This window comes from Cellulosimicrobium sp. Marseille-Q4280, from assembly GCF_943181405.1.
Lineage (GTDB): Bacteria > Actinomycetota > Actinomycetes > Actinomycetales > Cellulomonadaceae > Cellulosimicrobium.
The window spans coordinates 24251-45138 of the sequence record NZ_CALPBY010000003.1; the positions used below are offsets into that span (position 1 = coordinate 24251).

The 20888-nt window shown below is 74.2% G+C and carries 21 protein-coding genes; 15 read left to right on the plus strand and 6 right to left on the minus strand.

The window, feature by feature from the left end; all coding sequences use genetic code 11:
* The first annotated feature begins 76 nt into the window (after positions 1-76).
* The 7 genes from NFS20_RS08210 (at position 77) to NFS20_RS08240 (ending at position 4569) form a co-directional block, all read left to right on the plus strand.
* Positions 77-1255 carry a hypothetical protein gene (locus tag NFS20_RS08210; RefSeq protein ID WP_251151291.1) on the plus strand — a complete coding sequence of 393 codons (1179 nt, stop codon included), beginning with the start codon at positions 77-79 and terminating at the stop codon, positions 1253-1255.
* Between the two features lie 34 nt (positions 1256-1289).
* The gene (locus NFS20_RS08215; protein ID WP_251151292.1) at positions 1290-1799 is read left to right on the plus strand and encodes a hypothetical protein; all 510 of its coding nucleotides are present in this window, start codon (positions 1290-1292) and stop codon (positions 1797-1799) included.
* A gap of 11 nt (positions 1800-1810) precedes the next feature.
* Positions 1811-2260: a hypothetical protein gene (locus NFS20_RS08220; RefSeq protein WP_251151293.1), complete on the plus strand. Its 450-nt coding sequence runs from the start codon at positions 1811-1813 to the stop codon at positions 2258-2260.
* Positions 2261-2288: 28 nt separating this feature from the next.
* Positions 2289-2618, plus strand: coding sequence for a hypothetical protein (locus NFS20_RS08225; RefSeq protein ID WP_251151294.1), 330 nt, complete (start codon positions 2289-2291; stop codon positions 2616-2618).
* A 41-nt stretch (positions 2619-2659) separates the two neighbouring features.
* Positions 2660-3334 carry a hypothetical protein gene (locus NFS20_RS08230; protein ID WP_251151295.1) on the plus strand — a complete coding sequence of 225 codons (675 nt, stop codon included), beginning with the start codon at positions 2660-2662 and terminating at the stop codon, positions 3332-3334.
* A gap of 121 nt (positions 3335-3455) precedes the next feature.
* The gene (locus NFS20_RS08235; protein WP_251151296.1) at positions 3456-4286 is read left to right on the plus strand and encodes a helix-turn-helix domain-containing protein; all 831 of its coding nucleotides are present in this window, start codon (positions 3456-3458) and stop codon (positions 4284-4286) included.
* Between the two features lie 40 nt (positions 4287-4326).
* Positions 4327-4569: a hypothetical protein gene (locus NFS20_RS08240; RefSeq protein ID WP_251151297.1), complete on the plus strand. Its 243-nt coding sequence runs from the start codon at positions 4327-4329 to the stop codon at positions 4567-4569.
* Between the two features lie 101 nt (positions 4570-4670).
* Here the strand turns inward: NFS20_RS08240 and NFS20_RS08245 are convergent, their stop codons facing one another.
* From NFS20_RS08245 to NFS20_RS08255, 3 genes are all read right to left on the minus strand, one after another.
* Positions 4671-4904: a hypothetical protein gene (locus NFS20_RS08245; protein WP_251151298.1), complete on the minus strand. Its 234-nt coding sequence runs from the start codon at positions 4902-4904 to the stop codon at positions 4671-4673.
* Positions 4905-4995: 91 nt separating this feature from the next.
* Positions 4996-5520, minus strand: coding sequence for a type IV pilin protein (locus NFS20_RS22150; RefSeq protein ID WP_285821113.1), 525 nt, complete (start codon positions 5518-5520; stop codon positions 4996-4998).
* A gap of 205 nt (positions 5521-5725) precedes the next feature.
* A complete protein-coding gene (locus NFS20_RS08255) occupies positions 5726-7138 on the minus strand; it encodes a hypothetical protein (protein ID WP_251151299.1) in 1413 nt (470 codons plus the stop codon).
* Positions 7139-7226: 88 nt separating this feature from the next.
* On the opposite strand from NFS20_RS08255, the gene NFS20_RS08260 reads away from it, so the two are divergent.
* The 8 genes from NFS20_RS08260 (at position 7227) to NFS20_RS08295 (ending at position 17919) form a co-directional block, all read left to right on the plus strand.
* Positions 7227-9419: a transglycosylase domain-containing protein gene (locus NFS20_RS08260; protein WP_251151300.1), complete on the plus strand. Its 2193-nt coding sequence runs from the start codon at positions 7227-7229 to the stop codon at positions 9417-9419.
* On the plus strand, positions 9416-10264 hold the full coding sequence (locus tag NFS20_RS08265) for a CPBP family intramembrane glutamic endopeptidase (RefSeq protein ID WP_251151301.1): 849 nt from the start codon (positions 9416-9418) through the stop codon (positions 10262-10264). The genes NFS20_RS08260 and NFS20_RS08265 overlap by 4 nt, the downstream gene beginning before the upstream one ends.
* A gap of 70 nt (positions 10265-10334) precedes the next feature.
* Positions 10335-10721, plus strand: coding sequence for a hypothetical protein (locus NFS20_RS08270; RefSeq protein WP_251151302.1), 387 nt, complete (start codon positions 10335-10337; stop codon positions 10719-10721).
* Positions 10718-10873: a hypothetical protein gene (locus NFS20_RS08275; RefSeq protein WP_251151303.1), complete on the plus strand. Its 156-nt coding sequence runs from the start codon at positions 10718-10720 to the stop codon at positions 10871-10873. The genes NFS20_RS08270 and NFS20_RS08275 overlap by 4 nt, the downstream gene beginning before the upstream one ends.
* An 81-nt stretch (positions 10874-10954) precedes the next feature.
* The gene (locus tag NFS20_RS08280; protein ID WP_251151304.1) at positions 10955-13354 is read left to right on the plus strand and encodes a hypothetical protein; all 2400 of its coding nucleotides are present in this window, start codon (positions 10955-10957) and stop codon (positions 13352-13354) included.
* Positions 13355-13371: 17 nt separating this feature from the next.
* The gene (locus tag NFS20_RS08285; protein ID WP_502800807.1) at positions 13372-16749 is read left to right on the plus strand and encodes a DUF7305 domain-containing protein; all 3378 of its coding nucleotides are present in this window, start codon (positions 13372-13374) and stop codon (positions 16747-16749) included.
* A 23-nt stretch (positions 16750-16772) separates the two neighbouring features.
* On the plus strand, positions 16773-17522 hold the full coding sequence (locus NFS20_RS08290) for a hypothetical protein (protein WP_251151306.1): 750 nt from the start codon (positions 16773-16775) through the stop codon (positions 17520-17522).
* 13 nt (positions 17523-17535) lie between these two features.
* Positions 17536-17919 (plus strand): hypothetical protein, encoded by a 384-nt coding sequence (locus tag NFS20_RS08295; RefSeq protein WP_251151307.1) that lies wholly within the window; start codon positions 17536-17538, stop codon positions 17917-17919.
* A 78-nt stretch (positions 17920-17997) separates the two neighbouring features.
* Here NFS20_RS08295 and NFS20_RS08300 read toward each other — a convergent pair whose 3' ends face one another.
* From NFS20_RS08300 to NFS20_RS08310, 3 genes are read right to left on the minus strand one after another with little or no spacing between them, the layout of a single operon-like run.
* Positions 17998-18684 (minus strand): hypothetical protein, encoded by a 687-nt coding sequence (locus NFS20_RS08300; protein ID WP_251151308.1) that lies wholly within the window; start codon positions 18682-18684, stop codon positions 17998-18000.
* Positions 18681-20165 (minus strand): hypothetical protein, encoded by a 1485-nt coding sequence (locus NFS20_RS08305; protein ID WP_251151309.1) that lies wholly within the window; start codon positions 20163-20165, stop codon positions 18681-18683. The genes NFS20_RS08300 and NFS20_RS08305 overlap by 4 nt, the downstream gene beginning before the upstream one ends.
* The gene (locus NFS20_RS08310) at positions 20162-20887 is read right to left on the minus strand and encodes an ABC transporter ATP-binding protein (protein WP_251151861.1); all 726 of its coding nucleotides are present in this window, start codon (positions 20885-20887) and stop codon (positions 20162-20164) included. The genes NFS20_RS08305 and NFS20_RS08310 overlap by 4 nt, the downstream gene beginning before the upstream one ends.
* Between the last annotated feature and the right edge of the window lies 1 nt (position 20888).

A 20888-nucleotide genomic window follows, 5' to 3' on the forward strand; every position in this document is an offset into this window, starting at 1 on the left:
GACCGCCTGCACGTCAGGCACCGGGGGCGTCGCCGTACCCGGCCGCGGCCGGTGATCTCCCGCACATCTACCGGGCATGAGCACCCAGTCGCGAGTCCCCGCGGGCGTCACCACCGGCGGCCAGTTCTCCACCTCGGCGCGCGGCGAGGCCGACGTGCACCTCGAGGCGGCCGACGACGACCGCGTCTGCGTGCGCTGCGGCGAGGAGGCCGGCTACCTGTCCAGCGACGACCGCTGCGACGGCTGCCTGGAGCAGGTCGACGCCGAGCGCACCCGGCTGACCACGCTCACCCCGCCCGAGGCGGACACCGAGCTCGTGCAGATCCTGAACAGCGCCGTGAGCGCACGCCGCGAGGTCGACTACGCGCTGGGCGAGGTGCACCGCGCCGTCGGCGACCGCCAGACCTGGGAGCGCAAGGGGCCCGTCTGGGGCCTGAGCCACGCCGACGCCGAGGCCAAGGCGCGCGAGCTCGCCGACTCCGACCTCGACCCGGACGACGAGAACTACTACCGCGCCGCCGCGGCCCGCAAGGCGGTGCCCCGCTACGACGCCGCGACGCTCGCCCTGGCGCTCCTGGACGAGCAGAACGCCCTGCACGAGGCCGAGTTCGCTCGCCGCGGCGGCTGGACCCGGGCGTTCCTGGCGACCAGCACCGGCGGGCACGTGCACGCCTCGATGGGCTGCTCCACCTGCAACCGCGGCGAGTCCCCGACCGAGTTCCAGCTGATGACGGACTACTCCGGCACGGGCGAGGACACGATCGTCGCCGACGCCGGGTACCGCGCCTGCACCGTGTGCTTCCCGTCCGCGCCGGTCGGCGACGCGACGTCCCTGCCGACCAAGATGCTGTCCACCGACGAGGTCGCCAAGGCCGCCGCCCGCACCGAGCGCGAGGCCAAGAAGGCCAAGGCCGCCGAGGACCGGATCGCCAAGGGCCTGACCGCCGACGGCTCGCCGCTGCGCGTGGAGTGGACCGAGACCAACGCCCCCGGCTGGGACCCGGTGCCCGGCGGGAGGCCCGGCGAGCGCACGCACACCTACCGCGACCGGCCGGCGCACGAGGAGTTCAAGACCGAGCGCGCCGCGACCCAGTGGTACGTCGAGACGCTGGCGTGGGGCTACGGCCGCGCCGAGGACAAGGCCCCCGCGCTCGAGGCGGTCGCCCAGGCCATCGCGGTCAAGCGCGGCGTGGACGTCGAGACCGTCAAGGCCGAGCTCGCGAAGAAGGTCGAGGCGAAGAAGAAGCGCGGCTGAGACGAACATGCGCCGTGCCGCACATCAGTAACTCATGACGACGAACACGCCCCAGCGGGCCACCACCGACATCCACCACGGCTACCGCCTGACCAAGGTCAAGCGCATGGAGTCCCGCAACGGGATCGGGTTCTCCGGCACGCTGACCCTGGACGGCGCTCCCGTCGCCTCCGTCGTGCAGGAGGGCTGCGGCGGCCAGTCGTTCGTCCACTTCCTCGACGGACGCGGCTCCGCCACCGAGAAGGCGTTCGCCGCCGCTGCCGAGGCGATCTTCGGCGCCGACGCGTTCGAGCCGACCGAGTCGCTGCTGTGGCGCCTGGAGACGGCCGCCGCGATCGGCCGCGCCCGCACCGGCGCGTTCGTGTTCGGCCAGGCCGAGGCCGACCGGTTCTGGGACGAGGACGACGCCGACGGCGGCTCCTACCGTCAGGTGAACGGGCTCAAGAAGGCGGACACCGCCGAGTACCTGCGCCTGCGCTACGCCGACAAGCAGCCCTTCATCTGGTCCAACGACGCGGCCACCTTCGTCGCCCTCGACGTCTGAACCCCGCCACCATGACCACCGACCTGACCCCTGAGGCCGCAGCCACCGAGCGCCCCCTGCTGGTGCGCTCCGCGCTGCGCCCCTTCCACCCCGCCGACATCCCGACCTACCGCTACCTGCGCGCCTCCGACGGCGCCTGGGTCGACTTCGACGACGCGACCCGCTTCGACGCGGCCACCGACCAGGCCACACTCCCGGTCACCACCGGCTCGCACGCCGAGGCGAGCATCACGTGGGTGCGCGACCTGCCCCGCGACCTGGACGACTTCCCGTTCGACCCCAACGACGGCCCCTACATCGAGCGGCTCACGCGCTGCTGCGCCGCGGCGTGCTCGATCAGCGACGGCCCCCTGTACTGCAAGTCCTGCTTCGTCGAGCAGGGCCTGGACGCCGCCACCCCGCCGCGCCTGGACGCGAACTGGAGCCCCGGCGACGGGCCCATCGCGATCCGGCTCGGCTGAAACCGCGAACTGCCGCACATAGATAGCCATGACCACGAACACGAACAGCACCGCCATCCGCCTCGCAGCCCAGGCGCTCGCCGCCCGCGACGGCCTCGACTACTTCGAGCGCGAGAACCAGGCCGGCATCGCCGACCTGCTGTTCGTGTCCGAGGCCGTTCTTCGGGCCGCTCGCGAAGCCGGGGACGGCGCGCCCGACGCCGACCTGGCGTCCGACCCGATCGCGGTCGGCGCCGCGGCCCGCACCCTGGCCGTGCTCGAGGGCAACGCCCCGGCCCGCCTGACCGGCCACCTCGACGACGCCCGGGCGATGCTCGCCGCGCTCGCCACCAAGACCCCGGCCCTCGCGGCCGCCTGACCACCCGCACCCGCACTGCACTCCCTGGAGGGAACCCGACCATGAGCACGCGCACCCTGATCGACATCAAGCTCGACGTCACCGAGCCCGAGGCCCTGTCCGAGGACCTGATCTTCACGCTGTCCACCGACGGCGCGTCCGAGCAGGTCGAGGCCGACGTCGCCCTGACGTACGCCTCGCAGATCGACTCGATGCTCGGCGACGCGCACACCGTCGAGGTGGCGATCGCCACGGCGCTGTTCGAGCGCCAGCAGGCCGTCGTGGCCGCGGCCCAGGCCGACGCTGCTGCCCTGGCCGAGCGCCTGAGCTCGCTGGGTGCCAAGCCGAAGGCTGGCAAGTCGACCTCGACCCGCCGCCCGCGTGCCGCCGCGAAGGCCGAGACCGAGGCCACCCCGGCGCCGGTCGCCGAGACGGAGCCGAAGCCCGCCGTCGCCACCGACGTGGTCGAGCCGGACGACGCGCCGCAGACCCCCGCCGTCGCCACCGACGTGGTCGAGCCGGACGACGCGCCGCAGACCCCCGCCGTCGCCACCGACGTGGTCGAGCCGGACGCCGAGCCGCGGGGCACCTCCGAGAGCTTCGACGACGTGCCCCCGGCCGACGAGCCGCCGGTCGAGGACGACGCCCCCGAGAGCGCGCCCGTCACCGAGCAGCACGCCCAGTTCTACGTCCCGGCGCCCGGCGCCGACGGCGAGGAGGACGTCACCGAGTTCTGAGGCCCAGCGCCTCACCCGAGCCACCTCCCGGCCGCCGACCCTCCACGGCGGCCGTGAGGCTTCACCCCTCGCGCGCACCGCGCCTGATCCTGCGACCGGCCCGCCCGGCCGCGGAGGTTGAGTGACCAGCAAGCCCAACGCCCGCTACGCCGGGTGCACCCATGCCCGGGTGCACCGTCACGGCACGCGCGCCTGCGTCCTGGCCCACCGGTGCGACTGCGACCCGTGCCAGGTCGCAGCACGCCAGTACGCCGCCGTGCGCGGCCTGGCGATCGCCCAGGGGCGCTGGACACCGATGGTCGACGCCGGCCCCGTGCGCGAGCACGTGCACGTCCTGCGCCGCCACGGCATGACGCTGCCCCAGGTCGCCCGGGCCGCGTCCCGAACCCGCACCGACGCCGGACCGGTCACGGTGCGGGTGTCCGCGCTCGAGCGGCTCATGTACGGCCAGACCCGCGCCGGGTCCAACCAGCCGGTGCACCGCGTGCGCATCGAGCTCGCCAACGCCCTGCTGGCCGTCAAGCCCGAGCAGTCCCCCGCGCTGATGGCCGCGAAGGTCGAGCGGGCCGTGGAGTCGCTGTCCGACCAGGGCTGGGACGACGCGCGCGTCGGGGCGCTGCTGATCGGCGCCACCCCGGCCGTGCGCGCCGCGGTCGTCCGCTCGGCCACCAGCTCGCGCGCGCTCGCGGCCCAGGCCGGTCCGGTCCTGCGCACCTCCCTGGACCGGTACGTCGCGCGTACCCGGCGCCCGCTGGGGGCCACGCTGAGCCCGGAGGTGGTCGCCATGTGCCGCCACGTGCTGTCCTCGCTGCTGCCGGAGGCGTCCTCGGTGCGCGCCCGGCCGGCGGCCGTGCAGATCCTGCTGCGCGCCGGCCTGTCGGTGCCGCAGACCGCCCAGGTGCTCGGGGTCTCCCGGCGCACCGTGGAGCGCCGGGTCGCCGCCGGCACGTGAGCTCGGCCGCGGGCCGCGCGGGCCCGCACATCTAGCGGGCATGGACGCCATCGAGACCGGTCAGGGCCGTGTGCCCGCCTCCGCCTCCGCCCCTCGCGTTCCGGCGGGCGTGCGCGCCGGAGGGCAGTTCCGCACCGCGGAGCGCCAGGAGTCGCCGGTCGCGCTCACGTCCGACCCGGTGGCCGGCGAGCTGCGCATCGACGCGCAGCGGGGCGCGGTGGCCGAGGTCCCCGACGGCGCGGCGGCTTTGCCTGCGCTCGGGGACGGGGTGATCTGGGACTGAGGGTCCCGGTGTAGACGTCCTCGCACCCCACGGCGTTGTGGCATGCGAGGGAACCGGCCGGTGCCGCCGCCGTCACCCGTTTGCGACGGCGGCCCGGCCCCTCACCCGAGCAGGTTCATGCCGGCGGCTGCGAGCCCCGCCACCACCAGCCCTCCCCCTACTCCGAAGCCGATGACCTTGCCCCACGACAGCGGCTCGCGCTGGCGCGAGCTGTCCTGCACGCGCGGCGGGGCGTCGGGGTGGGCAGGGCGCTGTGTGGTGGCGTGCGCCGCGGGTGCGGCCTGCGCGCCGGCGGGCGGGACGAGCGGGCGCCGCGATGTCGGGGACGGGCTCATGGGCGGGTCCTGCCTCTCGGGGAGACCGAAGGCCGGGCCACTGGCGGATGCGAGCGGCCCGGCCTCCTGGCGGTGCTGGGTCAGAGCGACGTCACGGGGTGACTGTCGTCGTCGGGTCCCACGGGACGCCCGCTCCGGTGACGCCCGTGTCGCCGGTCGGCGCCGAGGCCGTGCCGGGCAGCGCGGTGAGGCTGGTCGGCTGCGCGCCGTCGCCCGAGGAGCGGTCGTAGCGGAAGACCGTGTTCGACTTCGACTTGCCGTAGATCACGTAGTTCTGGGGCCCGACGAACGCGACGTACGAGGTGCCCGGCGAGGCGAGCGGCGCGCCGTTGTCGTTGGCGAAGCCCGCCGCGGTGGTCGGGTACTCGAGGTCGTCGACGTAGTACGCGTCGGCGGCCAGCGCGGCGTTGGTGATGTCGGACTTCACCGCGGCGTCGTGCGCCTTGTTCTGCTGGTTGAGGTACATCGGGATGGCGACGGCAGCCAGGATGCCGATGATCACGATGACGACGAGGAGCTCGGTCAGCGTGAAGCCGGCCTCCTTCTTCGCCAGGGTGGTGCGGAAGCGGGAGATCATGTGGGGCTCCATGAGGATCTCGGGACGGGTGAGCTCCACCGGCGCGGGTACGCCAGGGCGGGGCGCGATGAACGTACGTCCTGGTGTCATACAGACCCCCGCAAGATGGGCTCGACGCCGTCGCGCGCCGCGACCCGCCGACGGATCGTGGCACGGCGTTCTCGCAGGTCAGTGCGCCTTTCGCCCGGACGTCAGTCCGCCCCGTGCAGTTCAACTTGCGCGGGGCGGGCTGTCGCAGTGACTGTCACCCCACCCAGAGCGTCGGCGGCGTCGGCTCGGAGCCCACGACCGGCTCGGCCTCGCCCAGGATCGCCGGTGCCGCCGGCGGGCACACCGGCTCCGGCTCGCCCGCGCTCGGGCTCGGGCTCGGGGTCGCGGTCGGCGCCGGGACCGGCCCGCCGCCCGGCGTGATCTCCAGCGGCCGCTCGGCGCACACCCGCAGCTGCTCGTCGTAGGTCGTCTGCGCCGCCTCGCGCGCCACCAGCCAGGCGTCACGGTCGCCGACCTGCTGCTTCCAGGTCTCAAGCGCCTGGTCGTAGGCGGCCAGCTCGCGCGCCTGGGCGTCCCACGCCGCGCGCACGCCCGTCGCCGCGGCGACGTAGCCGTTCCACGCCGCAGCGGCCTCCAGGTGCGCCGGCAGCGCCGCCTCGAGCTCGGCCCGCGCGGTCAGCCACGCCGCCTGGCCGCGCAGCAGGTCGGCCCGCGCGCTCGCGCGCACCTGCTCGGCCTGGGCGGCGATCTGCTCGCCGTCCACGCGCGGGGCGGCCGCGGCGGTGAACGCCCAGCCGCAGCCCGGCCCGGCGTCGTCGACCGCGGGCACCTGCACGGCGGCGGTCAGCACCTCCGCGCCCGGGTCGGGCAGCGCGGACGGCGCGGTCACCGCCACCGGCGCGGGCGGCCCGGTGATCCCGCGCGGCATCGTCATCGTCGGCGCCTGGGCCAGGGCCGGCACCACCGAGGTGTCCACCGGCGCCTCGCCGGAGGCCTCGATCACGACCTGCTCGGCCACCGTCCACTGCGCGTACGCCTCGTGGCGCGGGTTGCGGGTCGCGTCGCCCGGCGCCGGGGCGAGGTTCGTGCACACCGGGGACAGCGCCGTGCTCACGCGCGCGTCCACAGCTGCAGCAGCCTCGGGCGAGACGGACCCGGCCGCCAGGGTGACCAGCACGTCACCGCGGCTCCACGCGAGCACCTGCCCGCCGTCGACCTGCATGCGGATCGCGGACGCCCCGGGCACCATCGTGCTCGCCCGCCCGCACCGGGCCATCGAGTCCGTCCAGGTGCCGCCGTACCCGGTCGGCAGCACGAACACCCCGACCTGCCCCTCGGGGGCCGAGGCCGTCGCGGAGATCACCGCCTGCGGGGCGGTGCAGCCGAACGGCGCCGGGACGACCTGGCCGAAGTCGGCGCGCTCGCCCAGCACGGCGCGCACCACCTGCAGCGCGGGCGGGTCCGAGGGGTCCGGCAGCGTGGGCTCGACCTGCTCGACGACCTGCGTCTCGTCGGCGGCCGCGGCCTGCGGGCTGAGCATCGGCGGCAGCACCAGGGCGGCGAACCCGCCGAGCGCGGCCAGGGCGAGCCCGGACAGGCCGAGGGCCGGGCCGGCGCCCCAGGAGGTCGGGGAAGGCCGCCACGAACGGCTCATGCTGTATGTCACGAGCGACCACGATACGCGCCAACTTCCGCGGCACGCCGTCGGCGTGTGTATGACACGCCGGGGCGATTCTCGCGGTAGGCTCGCCCTCGTGATCGTTCGCCGCCACCTGCGCCCGCTGGGCACCTTCGCCGTCGCCGTGCTGGCCGGCGGGGTGCTGCTGTCGGCGGCGTCCGCCGTGCCGAGCGCCGTCGCCGGTGCCCAGGTCAACGCCGCGGTCGGGTACTGGGACGACATCGAGGTCGACCCGGCGGTGTTCGCCGCCGCGATGCCCGAGCGTGTCATCGTCGAGACCACCGACGCCCAGCAGGTCGCGGTGTTCTACTCCGAGAACCGCGTGCCCGTGGCGTCCCTGGACGAGATCTCCCCGACCCTGATCGACGCCGTGCTGTCCGTCGAGGACCGCGAGTTCTACGAGCACGGCCCCATCGACGTGCAGGGCACCGCGCGCGCCGCCGCCCGCAACCTCGTGCGCGACACCCAGCAGGGCGGCTCGACGATCACCCAGCAGTACGTCAAGCTCATGCGCGCCGCCGCCGGCGAGGACGACGCCGAGAAGGCCGCGGCCTCCGAGGGCACCCTGAACCGCAAGCTCGTCGAGCTCAAGTACGCCGCCGCGCTCGAGGCCAGCGCCAGCAAGGACGACATCCTGCTCGGCTACCTCAACGCCGCCTACTTCGGCGACGGCGCCTACGGCATCGGCGCCGCCGCCCAGCACTACTTCAACATCCCGGCCTCGCAGCTGAACCTGGCGCAGTCCGCGCTGCTGGCCGGTCTGCTGCGCAACCCCAACGGGTACAACCCGAACACCGCGCCCGAGGCCGCCACCGCACGCCGCGATGTCGCGCTGTCCACGATGGTCGCGAACGGCAAGATCACGCCCGACCAGCGCGCCGAGGCGGCAGCCACCGAGCTCGGCACCGGATCTTTCGACCTGCCCAACGGCTGCACCACCTCCCCGTGGCCGTACTACTGCGACTGGATCCGCTCCACGCTGCTGGCCGACGAGGCGTTCGGCGCCACCGAGGCTGAGCGGCAGGACAACCTCTACCGCGGCGGGTTCACCGTCACCGCGGCGCTCGACCCCGCCCAGATGGCGATCGCCCAGGGCCAGCTCGACACCGCGCTCGGCCGCCAGGACGTCGCCGCCGCGACCGCGATCATCGAGCCCGGCACCGGGCGCGTCACCGCGATCGCCGCCACCCGCGACCACGGCGCCACCCAGTTCAACATCCCGGTCCAGGGGCAGCTGCAGATCGGCTCGACGTTCAAGCCGATCACCCTGGCCGCCGCCCTGCAGCGCGGGTTCTCCCCCACCGCCACGCTGACCGCGCCGCACCCGTACGTCGCCTCGCGCGGCAACTCCCCGGCCGGCGGGTTCTCCAACCTCGACCGCATCAGCCGCGGGCAGACCGACTCGGCCACCGCGCTCAAGTACAGCGTGAACACGTGGTTCGTGAAGCTCGCCGAGCAGACCGGCGTGCAGGCCGTGGCCGACACCGCCTTCGACCTCGGCATGACCAGCATGGACCCGGCCACCCGCCGCGTCGGCGACGGCGACCTGTCGCTGACCCTCGGCGCGTTCGAGACCACCGTGCTGGACGCGACCAACGTCTACGCCACCCTGGCCGCCTCCGGCGTCGCCTGCCGCCCCATGTCGATCCTCGCGGTGCGCGACTCCGCGTCCGGCGAGGCGCTGAGCGCCCCGGACCCCGACTGCCACCAGGCGGTCCCGGCGGCCGTGGCCGACAACGTCACCTCCGTGCTGCACGCCACCGGCGCGCCCGGCGGCACCGCCGACATGGTGTCCCTGCCCGGGCAGGACTGGGTCGGCAAGACCGGAACGACCAACGAGCACGGCGCCACCTGGTTCATCGGCGCCACCCGCACGCACGCCGCCGCGGTCTGGGTCGGCGACCCGCGCGGACCGTCCTACTCCGCCCGCGGCGTGACCGCCTGGGGCCGCACGCACCAGACCGTGTACGGCTCCACCGTGGCTGCACCGCTGTGGAACCGCGTCATGGCCGACGTCACCGCCGGCGAGGCGACCTCCCCCTTCCCGTCCCCGGGGCCGCTGACGGTCTCCGGCTTCACCTTCCCGAAGGTCGTGGGCATGACCCTTCCCGCCGCACGCGCCGTGCTCGAGGCCGTCGAGGCCGACGTCACCGTCACCTACGACCCGGCGTCCGACCAGCCCGCCGGGACGGTGATCGCCCAGACCCCCGAGGCCGGGACGTCCACGCGCACCAGCGCGGCCCTGACCGTCGCCGGGAGCGCGTCGTGAGCGCCGCCACCGCGCCGCACGCCACCTGGTCGCGGGCAGACCTGTGGGGCCCGGCCCCCGCGCCGCGCCCGTTCGGCGCGCTCGACCTGGGCGCCGGCGTGCTCGCGCTGATCGTCGCGCAGGTCGTCATCGGCGGCGGCGCGCTCGCGATCGAGCTCGCGGGCGGCACCGACCCTGCCGACGTCGCCAACACGACGTTCGTGCTGCTGACCGGCATGGCGTCGATGTGGGCGGTGTTCCTCGGCTGGCCGGCCGTGGCCGCACGCCGCGTCGGGACAGCCATGCGCGACCTGATCGGCCCCTGGGCGATGCGTCACGGCGCCGCCCAGCTGCGCGTCCTGGGTTGGGCCGTCGCCGTGGCGCTCATGCTGCGCGCACTCAGCATCGGCGTGGACCTGCTGGCCGCACACCTGGGCTGGGGCGTGGAGGGCAACTCCGGGTGGATGACCGCCGAGCGCGCCTGGTGGGCCAGCGCCGCGGTCCTGCTCGGCGGCGCCGTGGTCGGCCCGATCGCCGAGGAGGTGTTCTTCCGGGGCCTGGCGCTGCGGTCGATCGCGGCGAGCCTGACACGCCGAGCACGCCTGAATCCGCGTGTGGTGTCTGTCACGGCGATCGTCCTGAGCTCGATCGCCTTCGGCCTGCCGCACGCCTCCACGGTCGACGCCAGCGGCGCCCTGACGAGCCCGCTGTCGGCGTCCGGAATCTACGTGTTGGCCCAGACCACGCTCATCGGCGCAGCCCTCGGGGTCATCGCCGTGCGCAAGGGACTGGCCGCGGCATGCGCCGCGCACGTCACCTTCAACAGCGTCGGCGTCCTGCTCATGGTCACCGGCGTGGCGTCGTGAGCAGTGCGCGGTGACAGACACAACGAGCGCTAGCCTCATGGCCGAGCCCCACCCGATCGAAGGAGCACCCATGACCAACCAGGCCGACGACCTGCTGCCGGGCGAGGCCGCATCGCTGCCGATGGAGGTGGGGGCCCCTCCGGTGTCGGACGCCGAGGTCCTCGGCGTGTGGCGCCGGTGGATCCGCCAGTCCAACGAGCGGCTCGGCCGCGACGAGGAGCTGCCCACCGAGCTGCCGCTGCCCAACCCTGGCGGCAAGACACCGATGTTCTCGTTCCGGATGCCGATGCTGCTGATCCTGCGCGCCCGGGCTCGCGCCGACCGTGAGGGCGTGTCGCTGGCGAAGGTCGTCACGACCTTCATCGACCAGTACGGGCGCTCGGAGATCGGCTCCGAGGTCAAGATGGTCGTGCCCGCCGCCGGCGGGCCGCGACGCTCGCGGCGAGGCTCGAAGTGAGCGAGGGGGCCGAGGCGCTGTTCAGCGCGGACGTCGACGAGGAGTTCCTGACCGGACCCTCGGCGTCGACCCCTGCCCAGTCCGACGCCCCCGCGACGGCCAGCGTGACTGACACCAACACGGCGCGCAAGGCCAGGCTTCTGTTCGGATAGCGGCGTTTCGAGGCCTGGAAACAGGCAGGGTGTGTCATACACTCAGGGGGTCGATGACCGTCCCCCAGAGGAGTCCTGCCCGTGCTGCGCCTGCGCCACACGCTCCGCGACCAGCGCGGCGGCACCCTGGTCGAGGCCATCGTCGGCCTTCTCCTGCTGTCGCTGACGATCTCGTTCGCCGCCGCCTCGAGCGTCAACAGCCTGCGCGTGCAGGCCGTGTCCGAGCGGATGGCCGCCTACGCCACCGCGACGCAGGCGATCATGGCCAAGGCCCGCCAGGCCGACTACTCCGACCTGGGCTTCTATGGCAACGACGACGACGTCAGCACCGGCACGCTCACCCTGCCGGTCGTCGACGGCGCCGACGCCGCGCTGGCCGAGCAGGCCATCGTCCTGGGCGACGTGCGCCCCGCGTCGACCTCCAGCTTCGACGTCGCCCCGGTGGAGACGTTCGAGAACGACGGCGTGACCTACCGCGTCGAGACGTTCGTGACCGCCGTCCCGCCGGCGCCCGGCGACAGCGTCTCCCGGGCCCGGCGCGTGGTCGTCCAGGGCGAGTGGGCCGCCACCGCGAACGCCGGCCAGCTCGACGGGTCCTGCACCGGCACCGACGTGCACTGCTCGGTCCAGATGATCGTGCGCACCGCCTCCGGATCGGACATCGACCCGACCTCCGGTGCGTCGGCCGCCGACTCCTCCTCGTGCGCCAGCCCCGCCGCCGCGGTCTGCGAGTCCTACATCCGCTCCGGGCGCGTGCTCGACGGCTCGACGATGGTCTCCGACGCCGACACCGCTCGCCTCGGCTCGGACGTCGACCTGTACGCGCGCACCTCGGTCGTGGCCGACGAGGTCGTCGCGACGTGGGACTACCAGTACGCCTACGGCGACACCGTGCGCACCGGCACCCAGTCGATCGACCTGCACAGCCTGGACGGCGGTACCCGCTGGACCGGCCTGGTCGCGGCCGACAGCGTCCAGCAGGGCACCGAGCCCGCCGGGATCATCCGCCCCGGCAAGGTCGAGGTCACCTTCGCCGCGCGCGTCGACGGCGCGACCGTCGAGACGACCACCCCGGCGTTCTGGACCGTCGCCCGCGACACCGGCACCGACATCGACGCCGTCGCCGCCACCCTGGCCGACCCCGACTCCAAGACCTGGTGCACCCCCGACGGCACCGGTGCCCCGATCCGCGTCACCACGACCGGCGGCTCGGTCGGCATGTCGGCCACCACCGCGACCACCGCGGGCGCCGACCGCGCCTGGGCGACCATCGCCGTGCGCGAGGCCGACGGCACCGTCACCTCCCAGATCGTGGCCGCCACCCCCACCTCGGTCGAGAAGGTCACGCTCAACCTCGCCGGCACGATCATCCAGGTCTCGACGAACACCACCTGGGAGCTCACCGCCCCGGGCACCGCCTCGTGCGCCACGTCCTCGGCCGCCTCGCTCGTGCTCGCCCGCGCCGTCGACGGGTCCACCACGACCATGCCGCTGCGCCTGGCTGCCGACCCCGACACCACCGCCGAGCCCGAGCCGGCGCCCACCCCGGAGCCGACGCCCGAGCCGACCCCGGAGCCGACGCCCGGCCCGGTCGCCCCCGCCGCGCCCACCGGCCTGCGCCTGCTGGGCAAGGAGCCCGGCGTCGTCACCGTCAAGTGGGACGAGGTGCCCGGCGCGACGTCCTACCAGGTGCACCCGAACGGCACGGTCAACGGGACCGTCGCGCGCGTCAACGGCGACCCCGGCGAGACCCTGTCGGTCATCCGCGTGCGGGCGATCAACGAGGCTGGCTTCTCGGCCTGGTCGGGTTCGATCTCGGCCACGCTGGCCCCTGCAGCACCGTCCGGTCTGCAGATCGACGGCATCCGCGGCCGGGTCGTCTCGTTCAGCTGGAAGCCCGCCGCCGGCGCCACCTCCTACGTCGTGACCGGCGCCGCAGGCGCGACCGTCAACGGCACCACCGCGACCGCGACCATGACCGTCGGGGCCAGCGCCCAGGTCAGCGTCAGCGCCGTCGGCCCCGGAGGGACCGGCCCCGCCTCCAGCATGACCGTCCAGATGCCCGCCGACCGGCTCAACGCCGGCGAGCAGCTGACCAACGCCTCCACCTCCGGCGGCGCGAACATCGACAACCGCCGCGGCACCGCGCTGGTGTCCCCCAACGGCCGGTACGTCGCCTACCTGCAGGCCGCGGGCAACTTCGTCATCTACGACACGACCACCGGCGCCGCCGTGGCCTACACCCACAACACCACGCTCGGGACCACCCGCCTGAGCATGCAGACCGACGGCAACCTCGTGCTCTACCAGGGCTCGACCGCCCTCAAGCACACCGCCACCAGCGGCAACGCCGGATCCCGCGTGGTCATGCAGGACGACGGCAACCTCGTCGTCTACAGCTCGACCGGCAAGGCGCTGTGGGCGCGCTCGTACGGCAGCGGCAACGCCGGTGCCGGCTCGACCTTCTTCCAGGCCTGGTGAGGACCCCCGTGAACAACATGCGCCAGCGCGGCGCGATGCAGTGGATCGTCATCGTCACGCTCCTCATCGCCTCCTTCGCGACCGCGATGGTCACCATCGCCGTCGCCCACATCTCGCGCACCGACGCGACCAACGACCTGGTCGCCGTCACCCAGCGCACCGACGTGGCCGTGGCCGACGCCGTCGCGCTGCTGTCGGCCGGCGAGGTGCTGCCCGCCACCCGGGCCACCGCCACCACCACGTGCGACGAGGTCGGCAACCGGCCCGTCTGCTCGGCCTACTGGGCCCTGCCCCGGCCCGGCAACGCCACCGAGCCCGTGCGCTACGACCTGATCACCAACTCCTGGGTCGACAACGACCGCGACCAGCTGCCGCCGTCGGACGCCAACCGCGTGCGCGCCGTGCGCGTGCCGCTCGAGGCGGTCACCTACCAGACCCGTGACGGGCTCGGCCCGAAGTCCGAGGCCGGCAAGATCCGCTACAACGCGACCCCGCCCGGCCCGTTCGGCAACGCCCTGTTCGGGTTCACCTCCACCCAGATCAACGGCCCCTCGGTCACCGTCAGCTCCTACAACTCCACCAGCGGCGACCTGGGCACCGGCAACGGCGTCGTGGCCTCCGGCGGGTTCGTCTCCTACGGCACCGGCACCGACGCCGACTCCACGATCCTGTACGGCTCCGCAGGCGCCGGCGGCGTGTCCACCACGCGCTGCACCGGCGACACCTGCGACGAGTCCGACGTGACCGTCCTGACGCACTCCTACTCCCCCGCGACCGAGGCGTCCGTGGCGTGGATGGACTCGGCCACCTGCACCGCCGTCGTCGAGGGCAACTGGGTCGCCTCCGAGCGCGGCGCCCGCATCGACACCCCGACCCTGTGCGTCAAGGGCTCGCTCATCATCGACGTGCCTACCCGGGTCACCATCCCGACCGTCGCGCTGTACGTGCACGGCTCCATCGAGCTCGCCGCGTCCCTGAACGCCCCGACGATCAACCAGCTGGGCAATCCCGCGAAGCTGTTCGTCTACTCCGCCGGCCAGGCCGTCACCATCACCCCGACCGAGACCGCCAACCCCGGCACCGCGGTCGCCGCGATGCTGTACGCCCCGCGTGCCGCGTGCTCGACCGACCCCGCCAACGCCAAGGCCGGCGGCTCCTACGCCGGGCAGATGAACTGGTACGGATCCCTGGTCTGCGACACCGTCAGCCTCGGCGGCTCCTGGCGTCACCTGTACGACGACGCCGGCACGGTGCGCTACGCCGATCCGGTGCCCGGCGCCGCCAAGGCCTGGACCACCGGCACCTACGACGTCATCGACACCGGCGACAGCTGGGACATCCCGAGCGGCTGGGAGACCGGCACCTGTGTGCTGCCCGCCCCCGTCGACGCGATCTCCTACTGGCGCCTGAACGAGCCGTCCGGCCTGGTCGCGCTCGACTCCGCCGGTGACTCCGACCTGGAGTGGACCACCACCGACCGCGGCGAGGGCCTGTGCGGCAAGGCCGCGAAGCTGCGCTCCGGCGGCGCCGCGGTGTCCGACCAGGCGCTGCGCTCTGCCACCCAGGGCGTCACCCTGGAGTGGTGGGGCTCGGGCGACCCGCAGTCGTACAACACCGCCCAGACCGTCCAGGCGGCCGGCGTGCGCGCGGTCATGAACTCCATCGGCCACGTCGTGGTCGAGGCCGGCGGCACCCAGTCCCGCGTGCCGTTCACCATCCAGAACCGCGACAAGCCGCACCTGTACCAGGTCACGGTCACCAACGACGGCGCGGTGACCCTGTACGTCGACTCCATCGCCAAGGGCACCGCGAAGGTCGGCTCGCCCACCGCGGGCGGCCCCACCGTGCTCGCCAACGGCAACCGCGGCGTCCTGCACGACGTCGTCGTCTACGGGCGCACCCTGACCCAGCAGGAGGTCAACGACCGCTGGGCGAACTGGAACGAGAACGTCTCGTTCACCCCGTCCAACCCGGGCGTGCCCGTCACGGCGCCGACCAACGTGCGCGACAACGGCACGCAGGTCCAGACCGTGCGCATGGCCTGGGACGCACCCGGCGGCACCCTGCCGCCCGAGGGCGAGTTCAGCGGAGACCTCATCGCGCAGGTCGCACCCCTGACCGGCGGGTCCTTCTCCACGTTCGCGACCATGCCGCTGGGCACCACCGAGCTCGCCGAGCCCGCACCGGCGCTCGGTGAGAACCGGTACCGCATCTGCGTGCGCTACAACGGCGACACCTGGTGCTCGTCCGCGATCGAGCTCGTCACGCTCGACGTGCCCGGCGTGCCGACCGTGACCGTCTCGGAGGTGGCCGGCGACTCCGCTCGCTTCTCCTGGGGCGCGACCACGGACGCGGCGACCTACGCCTACCAGTACCGCGTCGACGGCGGGGCCTGGTCGTCCACGACGAGCAACGCGGCGGCGCTGTCGCGGGTCGTGACCGTGAGCTCGGGCGCCAAGATCGAGTTCCGCGTCCGGGGCGTCAACGCCGCCGGGTCCTCGGACTGGTCCGCGGTCGCCGTGGCAGACCTCATCCCCGGCACCCCGACCATGTCGGTCGGCTCCATCACCTCCACGACCGCCCGGTACTCCTGGACGACCGTGGCGGGCGCGGCCCGGTACGAGACGCAGTACCGCGTCAACGGCGGCGGCTGGTCCGGGGTGTCGAACGTCGGCACCGCCACCTCCCAGACGCAGGGGCCCTCGACCCAGGGCACCAAGATCGAGTCGCGCGTGCGCGCCGTCTCGGCTGCCGGTGTCGCCGGGGCGTGGTCCAACGCCCCCGTCGGTCAGCTCACCATCACCGCGGCCAAGGTCAACGGCTGGGACACCTACAGCTCCTACCCGCAGATGTTCGCCCGCCTCAAGTACAGCGGCGGCGCGATCTGCCCGCCCGGCACCATCCCGCAGACCCAGAAGCGCGACCGCCCGACGAACGGCAACTGGAACCCGTGGGTGCAGACCTGGGTCAACGGCACCGCGAACTCCACCGTCACCGCGTACACCATGTCGCAGGTGTCCAGCTACGCCGTCGGCGCCCAGCAGCAGCTGAACGTGCGCTGCTTCAACCCGGCGTCCGGCGCCGCGTCGGCCGCCACGGGCCCGCACGGCCCGATCGAGATGTGGCACCCGGTGCCGACCCCGTCCGGCGTGCAGATCTGGGTGTCGGACTGGCGCACGCTGACCTGGACCGGCGCCTGCCCGGCGGGCATGACATTCCGCGCCGACTGGTGGGTCCAGGCCGCGTTCGGCGGCACCGGCCAGCAGAACGTCGGCGCCGGCTCCTGGGCCAACACCGGGCAGGGCTGGGGCGCAGGCAACGCCAGCGTCTCCGCCTGGTGCGTGGCGCCCGGCGGCCGCACATCTGCACGTGTCGGCGCTGTCGGCTACTTCTGATGCCCGCCCCCTCAAGGAGGACCGTGAACACCACCGAGCCCGAGCGCAACGCGGGAGCAGACGTGCTCGACGTCCAGCCCGAGCGTCCCGCCCGCTCGCGCGAGCGAGGGCGCCAGCGCCCCTCGCGCCCCAGCCCGCGCCGGCGCCTGGTCTCGCTGCTCGTGCTCGGCGGTCTCGTCTGCGGGATCGCCGGTGCCGGCGCGCTAGCCCTCGTGCAGACCGCGCTCGAGGAGCCTGCGCCCCCGCCCACCGTCATGGGGCCGCAGTCCGTCGTCGCGCCGACCGAGAAGCCGGCCGACCCGGACCCCGTCGTCCCCGAGCCGGCCGCGACCCAGGCCGACGGCACCGCGATGCCCAAGGCCGGCGACACCTTCGACGCCGACCCGGGCCTGCTGACCGACGGGCTGCGGGCCATCGGCCTCAACGACGGCACCTGGCACGTCGTGGACCCGTTCACCGACCTGCCCGAGCCTGTCGTGGCCGACATCGTCGAGGCCGCCGCCCCCGCCAACGGCATGGGCGACATGCAGCAGGCCACCGCGGCCCGCGAGGACGTCGACACCTGGGTGCACTCCCAGACCGGTCTGCACCCGGTGCTGATCATCCCGTGGACGAACACCGACGGCAGCGCAGCGTGGGCGTTCTGGGCCCGTGACGACGTCGCGTCGTTCCTGTCCAAGCCCGGCACCAAGGACGAGGTGCTGGCCGCGGCGCAGGAGTGGATCGACGCCCACGAGAACCCGTTCCCGTTCACCATCATCGTCACCGAGTAGGAGGGGCAGCGACATGGACCGCACACCACAGCGCGGCGACTCCGCGTGGGCCCTGGGCCTGACCGACGGCACCGAGCCCGTCGGTCAGGGGCGCGCCGCCGCCCCCGGCGAGGACCCCTGGGCGCTGCCGCCGCGCCCACGCGTGCGTCGCACGACCGACACCGGGCCGGTCGCCGTCGTCGAGCAGCCGCCCGCGCCGCCGGTCAGCGCGCTCGCCACGAGCATCGTGGCCGCCGCGGTGTCGGCGTCGTTCGCGACGGTCGCCTACGCCCAGTCGCGGCGCGTGGAGAACCTCAAGCCGCGCCCGCAGGCCACCTGGACGCGCGACGTCACCCCGGTCGAGCGGGTCGACCCGCTGCAGGCCCGCGCCGTGCTCGAGGAGCTGGCCGGCCTGTAGGCCATCGCGGCACGACGAAGCCCCGGCGCCATCTCGGCGGCCGGGGCTTCGTCGTGTGCGGGGCGGTGCGGGCGGCCCTCAGGCGCTCTGGTGCAGCCCGAACCCGTCCAGGGTCGCCGACAGGCGCACCCACTCCACCGGGCCCAGCACCTCGCGCGCCGCGGCGCACGGGTCGCCGCCGAACGAGTGCGCCTGCTGCTCGATGAGCTGCCAGCGCGCCAGCGCCGACATCAGCGACAGGTCCGCGACCTGGTCGGCCATGACCACCAGGTGCGCCCGGATCGCCCACGAGGCGCGCTCGGGGCCGGAGGTGGACGCGACCTTCGCCCGGGCGGTGGCCAGGAACCCGTCGAGCGTCTCGTCGCCGATGGCGGCCTCACGCACCTGCGCCGGGGTGACGACCCCGAGCTGGTCCAGGTGGTTGATCGGCGGGAAGAACAGCGGGATCGCCAGCGCCCGCATCGACACCGACCAGCCCTCGCGCAGCACCTCGACGGTGTCGTGCGCGCTCAGGTCGGAGCCGTCCAGGGTCAGCGCCGGGCGCATCACCTGGGTCGCCATCGAGAAGAACGAGCCGGCCGGGTCGTTGGTACCCGACGCCTTGGACCACAGGCCCGACATCACCTTGTGCATGTCGGAGACGATCTGGGCGGCCAGCGCGCCGGGCGCGTCACGCAGCCGTGCCCGCTCCCGGGAGAGCTCGACGTACTGGGCCGAGGCGTGCGCGTCGAAGCTGCGCCGCGCGGACGTGGTGAGGCCGCTCATTCGGTACCTGCCTGTGCGAGGGCCCGGGCGCTGCGCGAGTGCCAGGACCGGATGGACATCATGAGCAGACCGGCGCCGGTGCCGGTCAGGATCAAGGTGGCCGCCACTCGGGCGACCATGTGCGACTCCTCGGCTGCGACCAGCACCGGCCAGGTCGTCGCGCCCCACACCACGCCGGACGCCACACCGAGGCGCACCAGCTCCACGAGGGTGACCGAGTCCGGCACGAGCGGGCCGCCGCGCTCGATGCCCGCGCCGACCGGGCGTCGCACCGCACGGTGCACGGACAGCCCGGCGAGCAGGGCCACGGCCGCCGGGGCGGCCAGCGCGAACGAGACGAGCTGGTCCGGGGCGAGCACCGCGATGCCTGCGCCCGCGACGACCAGCACGGCAGCGGGGACGGCGACGGCCAGCTGGGCGCCGGCGCGAGCCATCGCCGCGGCCACGGACGGCAGGGAGGAGATCCATGCCGCGCCGCGCCCGTGGGCGGCCAGGAAGTTCGAGGTGAAGGTCAGCGACCACGCCAGCGGCACGATCACGGCGACCGAGACCACGGTGACGTCGCGGGCGAACGCGACCAGCGCGACGGTGGCCAGCAGCGCCATCGTCATGCCCGAGCGGACCGCGGCCGACCGCATCGCGGGCACCGCCAGGGACGCCCGGGCGGCGGCGAACGGCTCGGTCGGGATCCGCACCGAGCGGACCTGCCCGGCCACGCGCGCCGGGGCGACGTTCGCCGAGGCCGCGCACGCCCACAGGCCGCCGCACAGCGCCGCGAGGCCCGCGACAGCCACCGACGCCCCGGCGAGGGCTGCGGGACCGTCCAGCAGCCACCAGGCGGCCGAGAGCAGGTGCTGCCAGGACAGCGCCGCGACAGCCCCGACGGCCACGCCGGCCCCGGTCAGGGTCCAGCGGGCACGGCGGGTGCGCGGCAGCAGGGTCGCGGCCCACGCGGCACCCACCTGCAGCAGGTGCAGCACGACCACCAGGGCCATCGCGGTGGCGATCACCCGGGGGCGGCCCTGCCCGTCGGCGGTCAGCACCGAGGCGGCCCCGGTCAGGGTCGCCAGCTGCAGTGCGGGCACGACAGAGATCGCCGCGGCGCCCACCGACTCCAGGTACCGGGTCAGGTGCCCGGTACGGACCAGGGCACCCAGCGGCGCGGCCAGCAGGCGGCTGTTGCCGGTGTGGGTCGCCAGGGTCATCAGCGACGTCGCCGCCGCGCCGGCCAGCGCCAGCGCCCACACCCGCTCGGGATGCTCGAGCGCGAAGCCCAGCACGGTGCGCGCCGCGTCACCCTGGGAGTCCATCGGCCGGGCGGCCTCGCGCAGCACGTCACCGAGCTTGGAGGTCACCGCGACCATCAGCAGGCACGCGACGAACCCGACCCACATGGCGAACCGGGCACCCGGAGACCGCAGGCCCCGCCAGCGCGCCGCGGCCAGCACCCGGGCGGTGCGGACCTGCGCCAGGGCGCTCACGCCGCGCTCCGGGCGGCGGCGTCCAGCACGGCGCCGTAGCGGCGCGCGCCGCGGGCACCGGCGAAGTCGCGGCCGAGACCGGCGTCGCGGACCTTGCCGGCGGTCATCACGGCGACCTGGTCGGCCACCTCGACGGCCCACTCCAGCTGGTGGGTGGACACGATCGCGGCGCCGCCGGCGCTCTGGTGCTCGGCGACGAGGTCGACGATGGCGCGGGCACCGACGGGGTCGACGCCGTCGAACGGTTCGTCGAGCAGCAGCACCCCGTCCTGGCCGAGGCAGGCCAGCAGCACCGAGACGCGGCGGGCCACGCCGTGGGAGAACGTGTGCGCGGGGTGGTCGAGCCGGTCGGCGACCGACAGCCGCTCGGCCAGGCCCAGCGCGGACGGCCACATCGACAGCCGGCCGGTCGCGGCAAGGGTGATGCCGATGAGCTCGCGCACGGTCATCATCGGCGGCAGGCCACCCACGTCGGGGCAGTAGCCGATGCGCGAGCGGGTCTTGTCCGCTCCGGCCGCGGAGCGCACGACCTGCCCGTCGACGGCGACGGTCCCGGACGTCAGCGGCCACGCCCCGGCGATCGCCTTCATGGTGGTCGACTTGCCCGCACCGTTGGAGCCCAGCAGCGCCAGGACCCCGCCGGCGGGCACGCGCAGGCTGACTCCGTCCACGGCGACCTTCCCGCCGTCGTAGGTGACGTGCAGGTCTCGGACCTCGATCATG